This window comes from Streptomyces sp. NBC_01363 (genome assembly GCF_026340595.1).
GTDB lineage: Bacteria > Actinomycetota > Actinomycetes > Streptomycetales > Streptomycetaceae > Streptomyces.
This window is the reverse complement of sequence record NZ_JAPEPF010000002.1, coordinates 321,762-336,647: the sequence shown is the minus strand read 5'-3', so window position 1 is coordinate 336,647 and position 14,886 is coordinate 321,762. Positions and strand designations below refer to the sequence as shown.

Annotated in this window: 10 protein-coding genes; 2 read left to right on the top strand and 8 right to left on the bottom strand. The window is 71.8% G+C overall.

The window, feature by feature from the left end; translation table 11 throughout:
• Positions 1–81: 81 nt before the first annotated feature.
• Entirely contained in the window at positions 82–705 is a 624-nt protein-coding gene (locus OG611_RS29595; protein WP_266427071.1) for a DUF742 domain-containing protein, read from the top strand.
• The gene (locus tag OG611_RS29590; RefSeq protein ID WP_014048542.1) at positions 686–1,267 is read left to right on the top strand and encodes an ATP/GTP-binding protein; all 582 of its coding nucleotides are present in this window, start codon (positions 686–688) and stop codon (positions 1,265–1,267) included. Before OG611_RS29595 ends, OG611_RS29590 begins: the two co-directional genes overlap by 20 nt.
• Positions 1,268–1,340: 73 nt before the next feature.
• Here OG611_RS29590 and OG611_RS29585 read toward each other — a convergent pair whose 3' ends face one another.
• From OG611_RS29585 to OG611_RS29550, 8 genes are all read right to left on the bottom strand, one after another.
• Entirely contained in the window at positions 1,341–1,544 is a 204-nt protein-coding gene (locus tag OG611_RS29585) for an acyl-CoA carboxylase subunit epsilon (RefSeq protein WP_266427068.1), read from the bottom strand.
• A 69-nt stretch (positions 1,545–1,613) separates the two neighbouring features.
• A complete protein-coding gene (locus tag OG611_RS29580; RefSeq protein WP_266427065.1) occupies positions 1,614–3,197 on the bottom strand; it encodes an acyl-CoA carboxylase subunit beta in 1,584 nt (527 codons plus the stop codon).
• Positions 3,198–3,350: 153 nt separating this feature from the next.
• On the bottom strand, positions 3,351–4,640 hold the full coding sequence (locus OG611_RS29575) for an extracellular solute-binding protein (RefSeq protein WP_266427062.1): 1,290 nt from the start codon (positions 4,638–4,640) through the stop codon (positions 3,351–3,353).
• The gene (locus tag OG611_RS29570; RefSeq protein ID WP_266427059.1) at positions 4,637–5,641 is read right to left on the bottom strand and encodes a hypothetical protein; all 1,005 of its coding nucleotides are present in this window, start codon (positions 5,639–5,641) and stop codon (positions 4,637–4,639) included. The genes OG611_RS29575 and OG611_RS29570 overlap by 4 nt, the downstream gene beginning before the upstream one ends.
• The gene (locus OG611_RS29565) at positions 5,638–7,047 is read right to left on the bottom strand and encodes a hypothetical protein (protein WP_266427057.1); all 1,410 of its coding nucleotides are present in this window, start codon (positions 7,045–7,047) and stop codon (positions 5,638–5,640) included. The genes OG611_RS29570 and OG611_RS29565 overlap by 4 nt, the downstream gene beginning before the upstream one ends.
• Positions 7,048–9,393 (bottom strand): serine/threonine protein kinase, encoded by a 2,346-nt coding sequence (locus tag OG611_RS29560; RefSeq protein WP_266427055.1) that lies wholly within the window; start codon positions 9,391–9,393, stop codon positions 7,048–7,050.
• Positions 9,390–10,772 (bottom strand): serine protease, encoded by a 1,383-nt coding sequence (locus OG611_RS29555; RefSeq protein WP_266427052.1) that lies wholly within the window; start codon positions 10,770–10,772, stop codon positions 9,390–9,392. Before OG611_RS29555 ends, OG611_RS29560 begins: the two co-directional genes overlap by 4 nt.
• 163 nt (positions 10,773–10,935) lie before the next feature.
• On the bottom strand, positions 10,936–14,811 hold the full coding sequence (locus tag OG611_RS29550; RefSeq protein ID WP_266427049.1) for an endo-alpha-N-acetylgalactosaminidase family protein: 3,876 nt from the start codon (positions 14,809–14,811) through the stop codon (positions 10,936–10,938).
• Positions 14,812–14,886: the final 75 nt, after the last annotated feature.

The following is a 14,886-nucleotide window of genomic DNA, read 5'->3' as shown; positions in this document are numbered from 1 at the left end:
CAGTGCGTTTCACGCCACCGGGCCATAAGGTGCGGTGGCGCGGACCCACTGGGATCGGGACCGGCAGTCGGAGGAGGAATCGTGGACACACCCCAGGGCGGACACCCGTACAACGGTGGCCGACAGGTACCGGGTGAGCACGGGGACAACCGGTTCAACTTCCCCTCCACACCCAGCGGACAGGGCGTCCAGCAGCCTTACCGGCCCTACCAGCAGCCGCAGCGGCCTCAGCAGCCGCCGCAGGGCAGCCAGCAGGGTTCCGGGTGGCCCCCGCAGCGTCCGCACCGTTACGACCCGCCCCGGACCCCCCGTATTCAGCCGGTGCAGCCGCGGCAGACCCCCGAGCCTGCCGCGCCCTCCGCGCACAATCCGCTGGTTCGTCCGTACGCCATGACCGGCGGCCGGACCCGACCGCGCTACCAACTCGCCATTGAGGCGTTGGTCAGTACCACGGCCGATCCGTCCCGGCTGCAAGGGCAGTTGCCCGAGCACCAGCGGATCTGCCGGCTGTGCTTCGAGATCAAGTCGGTCGCCGAGATTTCGGCACTGCTCTCGATCCCGCTCGGCGTTGCCCGGATCCTCGTAGCCGACCTGGCAGAGGCCGGACTCGTCGCTATCCATCAGCCCGGCGGCGACGAGTCCGCCGGCGGCCAGCCAGATGTGACACTGCTCGAAAGGGTGCTCAGTGGACTTCGCAAGCTCTAGCGGCGGAGCAGCCCGCTCCACTACCTCGGCGAAGATCGTGGTGGCAGGGGGCTTCGGCGTGGGTAAGACCACGTTCGTCGGTGCCGTCTCGGAGATCAATCCGCTGCGCACCGAAGCCGTGATGACGTCCGCGTCCGCGGGCATCGACGACCTGACGCACACCGGGGACAAGACCACCACGACGGTGGCGATGGACTTCGGTCGCATCACCCTGGACCAGGACCTGATCCTGTACCTCTTCGGTACGCCCGGTCAGGACCGTTTCTGGTTCATGTGGGACGACCTGGTCCGCGGCGCCATCGGCGCCGTCGTCCTCGTCGACACCCGCCGCCTCGCCGACTGCTTCCCCGCCGTCGACTACTTCGAGAACAGCGGCCTTCCCTTCGTCATCGCCCTCAACGGCTTCGACGGACACCAGCCCTACACCCCCGACGAAGTACGCGAAGCCCTCCAGATCGGCCCCGACACCCCGATTCTGACCACGGACGCGCGACACCGCGCCGACGCGAAGAGTGCGCTGATCACGCTCGTCGAGCACGCGCTCATGGCGCGGCTGCGGTAGCGGCCCACGGTCCGGACGTACGAAAGGGCCCCGCACTCCCGGAGGAGTGCGGGGCCCTTTCACGCGTTGCGGGTCAGCCCTGCCAGGAGTGCGGGGCCCGGAAGCCCGGCGTGCGCTCCAGGCGGCGCCATCCGGCGGTGTTGCGGCCGCGGTGGGCGGCGGGCGCGGCGGGCTGGGCTGCGGCGCGGGCGAGCAGGACCGCGGTTATCGCGGCCAGCTCCTCGGGGTCGGCGAGGCCCTTCTCGACGCGCAGGACGGACTCGGCAGCAGTGGTCATGGGTGGTTTCTCCGTCTTCTCGGCAGGCAGGTCTTCGCGGGCTCGGCAGGGGACTGCGCGGAGTGCGGACTACTGCGGGGGGTTGCCGTGCTTGCGGGACGGCAGGTCGGCGTGCTTGGAACGGAGCATGGCGAGCGAGGCGATCAGCACCTCGCGGGTCTCGGCGGGATCGATGACGTCGTCGACCAGGCCGCGCTCGGCTGCGTAGTACGGATGCATCAGTTCCGCCTTGTACTCCTTGACCATGCGCTTCCGCATGGCTTCCGGGTCCTCGGCGTCGGCGATCTGCCGACGGAAGATGACGTTGGCGGCGCCCTCGGCGCCCATCACCGCGATCTCGTTGGTCGGCCAGGCGTACGTCAGATCCGCACCGATGGACTGGCTGTCCATCACGATGTACGCACCGCCGTAGGCCTTGCGCAGGATCAGCGAGATCCTCGGCACCGTGGCGTTGCAGTACGCGTAGAGCAGCTTCGCACCGTGCCGAATGATTCCACCGTGCTCCTGATCGACCCCGGGCAGAAAGCCGGGTACGTCCAAAAGAGTGATGATGGGAATGTTGAATGCATCACACATCTGGACGAAGCGGGCCGCCTTCTCGGAGGCCTCGATGTCCAGGACGCCGGCGAGGGACTGCGGCTGGTTGGCGACGATGCCGACGACCTGGCCGTCCATGCGGGCCAGGGCGCAGACGATGTTGCGGGCCCAGCGTTCGTGGATCTCCAGGTAGTCGCCGTCGTCGACGAGCTCCTCGATAACCTTGTGCATGTCGTACGGGCGGTTGCCGTCGGCCGGGACCAGGTCCAGCAGGACGTCGCCGCGCCGGTCGGCGGGGTCGTCGCTCGCGGCGGCGGGCGGGTTCTCGCGGTTGTTGGAGGGCAGCATCCCGATCAGGTAGCGGACCTCGGCGATGCAGGTCTCCTCGTCGTCGTACGCGAAGTGCGCGACGCCCGAGGTCTCGGCGTGCACATCGGCGCCGCCGAGCCCGTTCTGGGTGATCTCCTCGCCGGTGACCGCCTTGACGACGTCCGGTCCGGTGATGAACATCTGCGAGGTCTCGCGGACCATGAACACGAAGTCGGTCAGCGCCGGGGAGTAGGCCGCGCCGCCCGCGCACGGGCCGAGCATCACGCTGATCTGCGGGATGACACCGGAGGCCCGGGTGTTGCGCTGGAAGATCCCGCCGTACCCGGCGAGCGCGGAGACGCCCTCCTGGATACGGGCGCCCGCGCCGTCGTTCAGCGACACCAGCGGGGCACCGGCCGAGATGGCCATGTCCATGATCTTGTGGATCTTCGTGGCGTGGGCCTCGCCCAGCGCACCGCCGAAGATCCGGAAGTCGTGCGCGTAGACGAAGACCGTACGGCCGTCGACCGTGCCCCAGCCGGTGATGACACCGTCGGTGTACGGCTTCTTCTCCTCCAGGCCGAAGCCGGTCGCGCGGTGCCGGCGCAGCTGCTCGACCTCCTTGAACGAACCCTCGTCCAGGAGCAGCGCGATGCGCTCGCGCGCCGTCAGCTTGCCCTTGGCGTGCTGCGCCTCGGTCGCCCGGTCACTCGGTCCGCGACGGGCCTGCTCACGCAGCGCCAGCAGTTCGGCCACACGGCCACGGGTGTCACTCGGCTCGCCCGGGGTTTCGTCCACAACGGTCATGTACCGACCCTACGAAGCCGAGCAACTAAACCCTGCCGTCGACTCCGTACAGTCTCCTGACCCGTTTCCTGGTGGAGCCCGACAGAATCCGGGCGGCATGCAGGCGAAGTACCAGCCAGTACGGGTCAGTCTTTGTGCGAGTCCGACAAAGTCTCACTGTGGTCTGCTGCACACCCCTGTCAGCCTCCCGGTGTGGTCCGGTCGGGCGTTCCGGACGTGTTCGGCGTTCTGGGCGCGTTCAGCGTTCTGGACGCGCTGGACGTCGTCCAGCCGGTCACGCACCGGGGCATCGGGGTGGGCGATGGTCAGCAGCACCGCCTCGTAGAAGGCGTCCCGTACGGCGGCGGGCATCACGTCGGACGCGTCCAGGCAGAGCGGCACGTGGTGGTCGGTGAGACGGCTGCGGATCTGCTTCTCGACCGTACCGCTCCTGGCGGGCACGTCGGAGCTCGGTGAGAATACCCCGGCCCTGCGGCCCCACTCCTCCTGGGCCGGGCGCGAGGTGAGCCGGGTGAGCAGATCGCGGGCCCGTGCGGAGTTGCCGAAGAGCGCGGCGAAGTCGGCGGACACCTCGCGGCCCTTGATCCTCAGGCCCGAGGGCAGCAGCGGCGCGGAGTCCGTGAAGGCGGCCCGCCCGCTGCGGTCGCCGTAGAAGGACCTGGCGAAGGAGCCCTGGTGCTCCAGGTCGCAGCCGCCGTCGAAGAGCAGTCCGCGCCCGCCGGGCACGCCCCGGTGGTCGCCGGGCACGCCCCGGTGGTCGCTGAGCAGGGCCCGGCGGGCGGCGTCCGGGTCCTGGGCCAGCAGCCCGGCCCACAGGCTCCAGGCGTTGATCACCGGAGCGTCCGTCCAATTCAGGTCCCCGGTCGCCCATCGCTCGTACAGCACCGGGCCCGCCGTCTGCAGGATCAGGTCCTCGATCCAGTCGCTGCCCGGCCAGCCGGACGCACCGTCGTCGCCCATGCCGATGCACCAGGAGGTCAGCGGCGCGGGGTGGGAGGGCGGCGGCCGGTCCTTGCGGTACCAGACGATGCTCTTGAGGTCCGCCTTGAGCGGCACCCAGAGATCGGCCTCTATGCCCTCCGCCTCCGGCTGCCAGGGCCTGCCGTACTTCGCTCCCGCGTCCTTGCCCAGCGGACGCAGCCGCCCCTCCGCGGCGTACTCGACGAGGTCCCCGACGCCCGGCAGGATCGCGATGTCGGGCGGGTTGCCCGCCTGCACCGCGGCGAGCAGGACCTCCCGGGTGGCGGCGGTGCCCTGGTAGGTGTACGGGGTGCCCAAGGTGTCCAGGACGGCCTTGAAGTGGGTCTCCTGGCTGCCGGTCCACGGCCCGAGGATCGTCACCTTCGGCTGGTCGTCGCCGCCGCCGGGCGCGGCGAGTCCGCAGCCCGCCGCGGTCAGCGCCAGACACAGGACGAGCAGGAGGGTGCGGGCGCGCAGCATCATCCGGTCCTCCAGTAGTCGGCGTTCAGGTGCCGGCCGATGCCGATGGCGGGCAGCAGCACGATCAGTGCGCCGGCCGCGAGCGCCCCGTAGTAGATGCCGCTCTGCCAGCCCTGGGCGGCCAGTCCGGCGCGGACCCGGGTCGATGTGTCGGTGACGGCCTGCTGGGATCCGGCCAGGTCCCTGTGGTCGTGGGCCTGTTGCTCGATCAGGATCAGCCCGTCGCGGGCGGAGCCCAGCCGGTCCTGGGTGTTGCTCGTCGCGATCAGCGGGCCCGTCGCCAGGAAGACGATGGCCAGCAGCGAGACCAGCAGGCAGAGATCGAGGCTGTGGCCGCAGCGGGTGCGCAGCACCCACAGTGCGGAGAGGGTGATCAGGACCATGGCCAGCAGGCCGAGTTCGGCGACCGCCCAGCCGGACCACTGCGAGGGGCTCATCGAGCTGAACGCGTCGATCCGGGCCATCTGGTGCCCCTGGAGGACGTCCAGGCGCGGCACCACACCGGTGCCCCCGCGGGTGAGGAGCATCTCGGCCTCGGCGAACTTCTCCTTCTGCATCAGGTCGTCCGACACGTACTTCACGGCGCCGGGGGTGATGGAGCTGCTGTACGAGGTGAGCACCCCGTTCACGGTTTCGAGCACGCCCCGGCCGCGGTCCCCGTCGATCTGTACGTCGGAGAGCCGGGACAGGCCCTGGTCGGCGGCGGCGAGCTGGTTCTCGTAGCGGGCACCGGCGCCGACCACATCGGCGATGCCGTACTTCACGGAGCCCTCGGCCTCCTTGTGGGCGCGCAGCAGGGCGAGCTGGGTGGCGGCCACGCCCTGCACGGCTGGGGCGCCATGGGTGCGCATCTCGCCCGCCGAGATCTGGACCTCGCGGTACGAGACGAGCAGGGCGCTCATCGAGACCAGGGCGGCCACCAGCATCGCGGCCAGGTGCCGCTCCAGCAGCCGCCGGGTCCTGGACCGGTAGGCGCTCCTGCCCGATCCGGGTCGGATCCTCACAGCGGCCTCCCGCAGTCGATGCAGAACACGGCCGCGGGTCCGGCCGGATGGTCGCAGTGCGGGCAGGGGACCGCCGGTCCGTCCCGGGTCGTCGCGGGCAGCTCCACGGGGTGTCCGGAGGTGATGCTCAGCATCCCCTGGCGGACGGCGCCCGGGTCGACGGTCGGCCCGACCCGGACGACGCCCCGCGGGCCGTCCACGATGCGGGCGACCTTGCGGACCTCGGCCAGGGCCCAGTCGGCGGCGATCTCGGTGGCGAGCCGGACGGCGAGTCCGAGCTGCGCCTCGGCCCGCTCGCGGCTCTCCAGGTCGAGGGCGGCGTACCCGTGGTTGAGGGCGGTCCGCATCTGCGTGGAGACGTTCATGGTGTGGATGTTGCGGTCGGCGGCGCCGGAGATGCGCGCGGTGGCCGCGGCCGTTCCCGACGGCAGCCAGCGGACCACGACCGCTTCGGTGGCACCGCCGACGGTGACCGCGGCGAGCTGGAGGGGCACGCCCAGCGGGTCGTTGCTCGCGTCGACCTGGAGGGTGAGGAGGTAGTCGCGGGACTCTGGTTCCCACTGGTGGGTGCGGAACTCCAGCCGGCGCGGATCGTCCCGGACCGGGTCCGGCTCCAACCGCTGCTGGTGCGGTGCGGTCTCGGTGAGCGTCACTTCCCGCACCGCCGGGCGCACGGACACCTCGATGGGGAGCTCGGGGCTGCGGACCCGGCGCAGCCTGCCCAGGGCCGTGGCGACGGCGGGGGCGAAGGCGTCGGGCGAGGAGACCGCGGCGCCGTGCAGCCGTTCCGCGACGGCGATCAGCGGAGCCGGGTCCCAGCCCGCTCCCGGAGCGATGACATCGGCGGTGAACTCTCCCTCGCAACGGGTGAGTTCGATGCTCAGCGCGCTGTCCGGGCGGGCGGCGTCGTCCTCCTCGGCCCGGCTGCCGCCGTCGGTGACGAGCAGCAGGTGCCGTACGGGAAGGGCGCGTTCGGCGAAGAGTTCACGGGCCCTGGCCAGCCAGCTGGTGTATCCGGCCGGCTGCCGCCCCTCGTCGGCGGCGGCGATCCGTCCGACGCTGAAGGCGGCGTGGCGCCGGTCGTCGGGATCGGCGAGCGCCCACCGGCCGCGCAGCGGGTAGCACTGCGCGGCCCCGCCGCCCAGCACGGTGTAGGAGATTCCGTCGGGCAGGGCGCCCACCGCTTCGGTCAGCGCCGCGACGGCCGCGTCACGCCGCCCGGCGGCCACGTCCACCGCGATGACCAGGGCGATGTCGACGGCGGGAATCCGGTCGCGCGGCCCGACGGCGACCGCCCGGACCCTCACATGGGCGTCGATCCGGGCGTCCTGGTCCGGCCGGTGCTTCTTCGCGACCTGGACGGACAGGCCGATTCCGAGGCCGGACAACGCGGCGGTGCGGCCCATTCAGCTGCCTCCGGGGGTACGGCGTCGGGGTGGGAACCAGAAACGGGTCTGCGGGCGGACGGCGTGCGAGAGGTCGATGAGCTTCTCGTGGTCGGCGGTGTCCTTGCACTGGCGGGCCATCCAGCGGTAGCACCGCGCCAGTTCCTCCCGTACGGCCGGTTCCCCGGGCACCGGTGCCGGTGGCAGTCCGCGCCGCCACCAGCGGCCGTCGTACCGCGGGCCGCGGGCCTCGGCCCGGACGGCGTCGAGCTTCCACTCGTACAGTTCGGTGCGCAGCAGCCGGGCCGCTTCGTCGCCCGTCACCACGGACGCCGGATGCGGTCCCGGGCCGCCCTCGCGCAGCGGGACCGCGGCGAGCACGGCGTCGATCCGCCGCTTCCCGGGCAGCGGCCGGTCGCCCGCCGCGAGCCGGGCCGCCCGGATGCGCAGCGCGGCGATCCGGGCGACGGTGTGGTCCCGCGACTCGTCCGGCACCAGGTCCAGGACCTCGACCGCCGCGTCCCGGTCGCCGCGCGCCAGGGCCAGCCTGGCCAGGCCCAGCGCGGCACCCACGTGGGAGGGGTTGCGGGCGTGCACGGCCCGGAAGAGTTCGTACGCCGACGGGATCGCACCGGCCGGGCGGTCCGGGCCGAGTTGTTCCGTGACGTAGGCCAGGGCCAGCTTCGCGGCGTACTCGCCGGGCAGCGCCCGGTGGACGGCGGCGAAGTGCTCCAGGGCGGCCTCCAGCAACGGCCGCCGGTCGTCCAGGACCTCCGCGCTGCGCAGCGCGACGAGTCCCCAGTGCCAGCTCAGCCGCCACTGGCGCACCGGTCCGGGGCCGGGGATGGCGTTCGCCGCCTCCACCTGTTCGCGTGCCCGGTTCAGCGCGTCGCCGCCCTCCTGGCCGAGCAGCAGCCGGGCGTTGTGCAGGCAGATCTCCACCGACCGCTCCCCCTCGGCGGGCTGGGCCAGCAGCCGGCCGGGGTCGTAGCTGCTCACCAGGAACCGGGCGGCCTCCGGGTCCCCCGGGTAGGGCCTGGGCACCGGCAGCCGCCGGGCGATCTCGGTGGGGGTGGGGAGCCCGGAGTCCAGGGCGGGCGCCTCGCGCGTCTCGTCGCGGCGGTGCGGGGTACGGCCCAGCCAGTGCGCGTAGTCGGGTACGGAGCCCAGTCCGGCGCCGAGCAGTTCGGTGGACGGGGTGAAGTAGGCGGACGGTTCGGTCCGGTCCCCTTTCCCGCGCAGCGCCCGGATCTCGCGCAGCACTCCGCGCAACTGGCCGGCCATCTCCTCGGCGTCGGCGAACCGGCGTTCCGGGTCCCGGTCGGTCGCCCGCTCCACCACCAGGCGGAACGAGCTGATGCCGAGGCCGGGTACGTCGTCGCCGACCGCCCAGCCTGCCAGTTCGGCCAGGGTCACCCCGACCGTGTGGATGTCGTGGGCGATGGTCAGCGGACTGCCCCTGACCGTCTCGGGCGCGGCGTACCTGGGGGTGATGACGGGCGGCGGCCCGGCGGACCGGCTGCCCCGCACCCCGCCGAGGTCGATGACCTTGATGCCGTCGTGCTGGTGGACGACGTTGGACGGCTTCATGTCCCCGTACAGGAATCCCATGCCGTGCAGATGGGCGAGGGCTTCGAGGATCTGGCAGCCGTAGGTGATGACGTGTTCGATGTCGAGGACGAAATTGCCCAGCCGGGTCGATTCGACGACGGCGGAGAGCGTGCGGTCGCCGACGTCCTGCATCACGATGTAGCCGCCGGACACCGTGCCGTCCGCGCTGCTGGTGCTGACGAAGTCCCGGATCTGGACGATGCGTTCGTGCCGGATGGCGACGAGGCTGCGGCGTTCCTCGGCGGCTTGGGCGGCGCCCCGTTCCGCGTACCGGTTCAGCATCCCCTTCACGGCGACGAGGTCTTCCAGGTGGGTGTCACGGGCGAGGTAGACCCAGCCCTGGCCGCCGTGGGCGATGGGGCCGAGGATCTGGTACTGGTCCTGGAGCAGCGGCCCGTCCCGGTCGAGTTCGGGGCGGTAGGAGTACGGGGCGCCGCACCTGGGGCAGTGGCCCTCGTCGGGCGGTGGGGCGGCGGTGTACGGGGCGACGAAGTACGTGGCGCAGGACTTGGCGGAGCAGCTCATCCTGACGTGCGCCTGTGTCACGGCGGCGCTCAGCCGCTGTGCGGGGGTGCTCGGGCGGAGTCGGGGCAGTTCCAGCAGCGCCCTGGGCCCGCACTTGTCGGGGGCGGTGGGCAGCGGCGGGAGTCCCGGGCCGTCCTCGGAGCGGCCGCAGGTGTCGCAGTGACCGGTGGGCTGCACGGCGCCCTCGCAGGGGGCCCCGGTGAACCGGCGGTGCGGGCAGGGAATCCTCATCGGCGGCCGGCCCTGCCCTGGTCGCCGCGCGGTCCGGTTACGCCCGCCGGGCCGCGCCTCGCCAGATCCGCCCGGAGTTCGCGCAGCAGCGCGCGCAGGGCGCCGAGCCGCTCGTACGGGTCGCCGACGGTACGCAGTCGGGCCAGCTGCTGCCGGCGGCGGGCCGCGCCGGTGCGCGGCAGGGGGCTCAGGGAGGCCGACTCCACCAGGCCGTTCAGTCCGGCCCACTCCGTCTCGATGTCCTCGACGCGCCGGACCAGTTCGACGGCCCGCTCGTCGAGGGCGGGTAACAGCAGGTGCCGCGCCACCTCGGTCGTCTCCTCACCGCCGCTGTCGCGCACGATGACGAGCACCCGGAAGCCGAGCTCCCGCACCCGTGCGAGCAGGGGCACCAGCCGGAGCGGCTGCCGGTCCTCGTCGAGTCCGACCACGGCGAGGCTGGGCCCCGAACTCCCGGGCTCCCCGTCCGTCGGCCGCCTGGGCGCGGTGCCGCCCGCGAGCAGCCAGTCGCGGTATGCCCGGACCTGGTGGCGGGGCGGCCGGATCCTGGTCACCAGCTCGTCGACGAAGTGCTCGGGGGTGGTGCGTCCGCCGCGGTAGACGAGATGGGCGCGGTGCAGATGGTGGCTGAGGGTGCGGTCGCGCCCGCCGCCGTGCGGTACGACGCTGAAGCGCACCGCGGGCTCGTCGCCCCCGGCGAACCACCTCCGCAGCCGCCGGTCCAGCCCGTGGTCCCAGCCGTCCGGCCCGCTCAACTCCGCCACCAGCGGCACGAGTTCGGCGATGCGGTCGACCGGGATCATGTACGAGAACGCCAGGTCGTTATCGGCGGGCAGCGCCAGATCGAGGTCGCCGCGCCAGCTGACGACCATCCCGACGACCCGCTCGGGCGATCCGGACGGTCCGCCGCGCACCTGGACCGCGGCCCCGCTGAACCCCGGTTTCACCACCTGCTCGTTGCGCACGGCGTCGAGCTGGATCCACGCTCCGTGCGCTCCGCTGATCCGCCCGGTCAGCCACATCCCGTCGGCGAAGGACCGCGCGTACCCGCCGATCCACACCTCGTCGCCGCGCTCCAGGCTCCGTTCGAGCGTCGCGGGGGTGGCGTGCGGGCGCGGGCTCTCCAGGGCGAGTACGGCGATGTCCTCGCGGGTCGCGCCGAGACCGGGCAGCCAGCCGCCCTCGGCCACATGTGCCCCGACCGGGGCGATGGAGGGGTTCTCGGCGAATTCCACCCAGATCCGGGCGTCCGGCTCCCCCACCACGTGCGCGCAGGTGAGCACCCGGTCCTGGGTGAGCAGCACACCGGCCCCGCAGACCGGCCCGTCCGCGTCGCCCCTCCGCAGCCGTACCCGCCAGTCCGCCTTCAACTCCCCCATGCCGCAAGAGAATACGCGCGCAGCGGGCGCCGCTCCCAGCCCCTGGACATACTCCGGTCACCCGGTGTCCATCGGATGTCACTCCACGGGGAGGCCCGCCCCGGGCACGCGTGAGGCGGGACGGGCGCGCCCGTGGTGCGCGCCCGCCCCGCCTCACCGGGGTTCAGCCGCCGCAGTGGAAGCGCGCGTCGCCCCAGTCCGCGTGGTCGTTGCCGTTGCCGTCGCCGCCGTCGCCGACGACCAGTTCGACGTACTTGGCGCCGGTGACGTCCGCCGTCAGCGACCAGGCGCTGTCGGCCGCCTTCAGCACGGGCGACTTCACCTTCTCGGTGCCGTCGGCCGTGACGGAGAACTGCACGCTGCCGGCGCTCTTCTGCACGTCGTCCACGCCGACCCGGGCGGTGAACGAGGTGCACTTCCCGCCCAGGTAGTAGCGGACCTTCGCCGGTGCGTGGCTGCCGAGGCCCTTGGTGTAGACGGTGCCACCGATGGTCAGCGGGGAGCCGTCGCCGGTGCCGGTCTCACCGTTGGAGAGGTCCTTCTCCACCGGGCCCCAGCCGTTCTCGGAGGCCGTCCAGTCCAGGTCGCTGGCCCAGCTGTCGGTGGTGGGCGGCGGCGGCAGGGTCCGTACGGAGGTCTGCGCGCCGAGCGTGCGCTGTGCGCCGCCGACGGTGTACTTCGCTTCGGAACTCAGGTTGTACGCCTGGTACTTGGCGTCCACCGGCGGGGTGACCTGCCAGCTGCCGGTGACCTTGGCACCCGCCGCGACGGAGTCGAAGGTGACGGCGCCCGCGGGCTCCGCCTGCCAGCCCTCGGGTACGGACAGGCTCAGGGCGACGCCGGTCGCCGCCGTCGCCTCGTAGTTGGTGAACGAGGCCTTCACGGTGTTGGCCGTGCCCGGCTCCAGGGTCTCGGCGGCCGGGTCGACGCCGAGGGTGCCGCAGGCGGCCTGTTCGGAGGCGGGGGCCTGGCCGAGGTCGGTCACGGTGAAGGAGTCGAGGACGAAGTCGGCACCCTCGGGCGCGTCGTCGCGCTTGCGCAGTCCGGTCCAGGTGTCGCCGCAGCCCGCGGTGACGGTCTCGGCGAAGTGGCCGGTGGTGCGCTGCTGTCCGATGGCGGTGGTCCGGGTCTCGACCGAGTCGGGCTTCCCGTCGGCGGTGATCCGGTCGTAGCCGTCGACCCACTCGTAGGCGCCCGCGTGGCTGGACTGGTAGTCGTACTCGACCTTGTAGCGGTGCCCGTCCGTCATCGGCACGGTCCAGGGGGCGGTGCGGTAGACGAGTCCGGCGTTCTCCTCGTGGGACTTGAGGGACTCCTTGCCGCTGATCACGTCGTCGATCAGCTTTCCGTTCCAGCCTGCCTGGGTGTACGGGGCGTGCAGCTGGGAGATGACGGTGCGGGGGTCGGTGGAGCCTCCCGCGTCGCCCTTGAGGAAGGGGCCCCAGCCCTGGTCCACGGCCTCGAAGTCCTCGTAGGAGAGGGTGTTCTCCTTGGTCTTCGGGGCGCCCGCGACGATGCGTACGTCATCGGCCCGCACGCTTGCGGCGCTGCCCTCGGCCGCCTCGATGCGCAGGGTGGTGCGGCCGTTCGCGGGGGCGGTGAAGTTCACCTTGGCCCGCTGGAAGTACGTACCGTGCCGCTCGGACGCGGCGACCTGGTCCTTGGCGGTGGAGCGGTCCACGGCGACGGACCTGCCGCCGATCGAGAGCGTGGTGTGCCGGGTCTTCCCGGGCTGGACCTCGATGAGCGCGGACGCGGTGTAGCGCTTGCCGGGGGCGAGGCCGTCGATGCGCTGCGAGAGTGCCGCGGTGGCGCTGCCGGAGAGCTGGGCGCTGTTGAGGCCGTTGCCGTCGGTCTCCCGGGCGACGGTTCCGGTCTTCGACCAGGCGCCGAGCCCCTTGTCGTTGAAGCCCGGGTCGTCGACCGGGGTGCCCTCGCCCCACTTGGGGTCGGCGGCCTTCGGCGCCTGATGCGGGTAGAGGACGTACGGCTGACCGGCCTTGGCGGTCAGCGTGATCCTCCCGCCGGACGGCTTGACCGTGCCGGCCTTGACCCGCCCGTTGTCGGTGAGCTCGTAGACGGTGTACGTGCCGTTCGACGGCACCGCCCAGCTGCTCGTGCCGCCGGACTTGCTGTAGTGGTAGAGCTTCTTCCCGCCGTCCCACGGCAGCAGGTAGTCGGTGCCGCTCAGGACCTTGCGGCCGTGGTCGTAGAAGGTCCGCTTGCCGTCCTCGACCGTGCCCCGGACACCGCCGGTGAGGCTGATGTCGTTGCCGTCCCAGCGGGTGATCTTCTGGTGCTGAAGGTACTTCGCGGGCAGGTCGCGCTGCCAGATGTTGTCGTAGAAGGCGTTCCAGTCGGTCTCGTTGGTCCAGCCCTCGAACTCCTCGATGGCGGTCTGGCCGAGGACCGGGTCGTTGTTCCAGACGTCCTTCTCGTCGTTGCGGATGAACCGGATGATCTTCGAGTTGAGGCCCTTGTTGGTGGCGCCGCCGTAGTCGAGGTCATTGGCCCAGTGCGACCAGAGCGAGCCGCGCTCGAATTTGTCGGCCCATTCGGTGCCGACGTTCCAGCCCTGCTTCTGCACGGACTGCAAGGTCTTGTCCGCGATCCAGCCGTGCGTGTAGTAGACGTCGATGTAGAGCAGGCTGAGGTTGGGGTCCGTCTCGTCGCGCAGCTGCTGGAAGCGCTTGGCCAGGTCACCGCTGTTGATGTCGCGGCGCTGGTCGATGTAGTAGCTCTGGCCGAGCCAGTTCCAGCCGGGCTTGGTCTTGTCGACGAGCTTCTCGTCGAAGGCCTTGGCATCCGGGTACGCCTCGGTGGCGTTGACGTGGACGCCGAAGGTGGCACCCCACTTCTTGCCGTCCTTCAGGAGCTCGTTGAGGTCCTTCAGCCCGCCGGCGCGCTTGTTGTAGTTGCCGCCGTAGTCGGGGTGGGCGGAGTCGTGGCCCTCGGCGGCGTACCCCTTGAGGAGCGCCATCTGCCCGAGGCCGTCGGTGGCGAGCGAGATCCGCTTGACGTCGTCCAGCGTGCGCAGGAAGGGGTGGGTGGCCTGGCTGGCGAAGTTGAACGGGATGTGGGTGATGACCCGGTCCGGGGTGTCCTTGCTGCCGGGCGCCGTGACGCCGATCGAGCGGAACGCGACGGCTCCGTCCTGCCAGTCGACCTGCTTGTCGCCGTTGGCGTCGGGCGTGACGACGACCTTCGCCCAGGGCAGGTTGTCCCCGCTCTCCGGCTTCGGCGCCCCGTCCCCGCGGTAGGTCCACTGGCCGGACCAGACGCCGACCCGGACGCTGCCGTCGTCGGTCTTGCGGGCCTGGTGCCAGAACCGGGCGTCGTCGCCACCGGTGGCGCCGGACGGCTTGTCGTACGAGGAGTTGGACTCGACGGCCGCGGCGAGCGAGCCCGTGTTGACGATCGCGTACGAGGCACCCACCGGCGCCTTGTCGGCGGCGGTGTCCGCGGTGACCTCCGAGAAGACGTCGGCGGTCTTCGTCGAGTCGTTGTCCAGCCGGGTGAAGGCGGTGGCCCCGCCGGTGTCCGTGGAGCCGACGGAGACCAGGTCGTGGCCGGGGATGTCGATGGTGCCGACGCGGAACGCCTCGGTGTCGCGGACGGCCGTCACCTTGAAGGTGGTGGCGCGTCCGGAGACGGAGAGCGAGGCGTCGATCTCGATGCCGGGCAGGTCGGTGAAGACCAGCGTGTAGCGGGCGGCCGAGGCGGTGACCACGGGGGCGCCCTTGAGCTTCACCGGGTGCGCGGTGCCGTTGAGGGTCACGGCGGTGACCGGCTGGGTGCTGCCGAACAGCTGACTGCCACTGGCCCTGTCGGTGTACGCCAGGACGCGCGGGAAGTCGTCGGCGACGGCGACCGAGAGCTGCGCGGATCCGATGACGGTGGCGCCCGCGGGCACGGCCGGCTCGACTGCGGCGGGTGAGGGAGCGGAGGCGGCGGTGGCGGGGAGCGCGGTCCCCACCAGCGCCAGGACGGCGGCTGAGGCGGCGGCGACAGCGCCCGCCGAAGTGAATCTTCGCGACATGTGCTCTGAGTAGTCCCCGTGACTGGACAGCGTCAACGACGTGCGGCTTCTGGGGGCCCTCCAGTCCAACAACCG

Bases quoted from the DNA above. Each gene is read 5' to 3' on its own strand.
- OG611_RS29560 (WP_266427055.1), bottom strand. From the start codon at position 9,393: ATGAGGATTCCCTGCCCGCACCGCCGGTTCACCGGGGCCCCCTGCGAG.
- OG611_RS29565 (WP_266427057.1), bottom strand. From the start codon at position 7,047: ATGGGCCGCACCGCCGCGTTGTCCGGCCTCGGAATCGGCCTGTCCGTC.
- OG611_RS29550 (WP_266427049.1), bottom strand. From the start codon at position 14,811: ATGTCGCGAAGATTCACTTCGGCGGGCGCTGTCGCCGCCGCCTCAGCC.
- OG611_RS29580 (WP_266427065.1), bottom strand. From the start codon at position 3,197: ATGACCGTTGTGGACGAAACCCCGGGCGAGCCGAGTGACACCCGTGGC.
- OG611_RS29575 (WP_266427062.1), bottom strand. From the start codon at position 4,640: ATGATGCTGCGCGCCCGCACCCTCCTGCTCGTCCTGTGTCTGGCGCTG.
- OG611_RS29585 (WP_266427068.1), bottom strand. From the start codon at position 1,544: ATGACCACTGCTGCCGAGTCCGTCCTGCGCGTCGAGAAGGGCCTCGCC.
- OG611_RS29555 (WP_266427052.1), bottom strand. From the start codon at position 10,772: ATGGGGGAGTTGAAGGCGGACTGGCGGGTACGGCTGCGGAGGGGCGAC.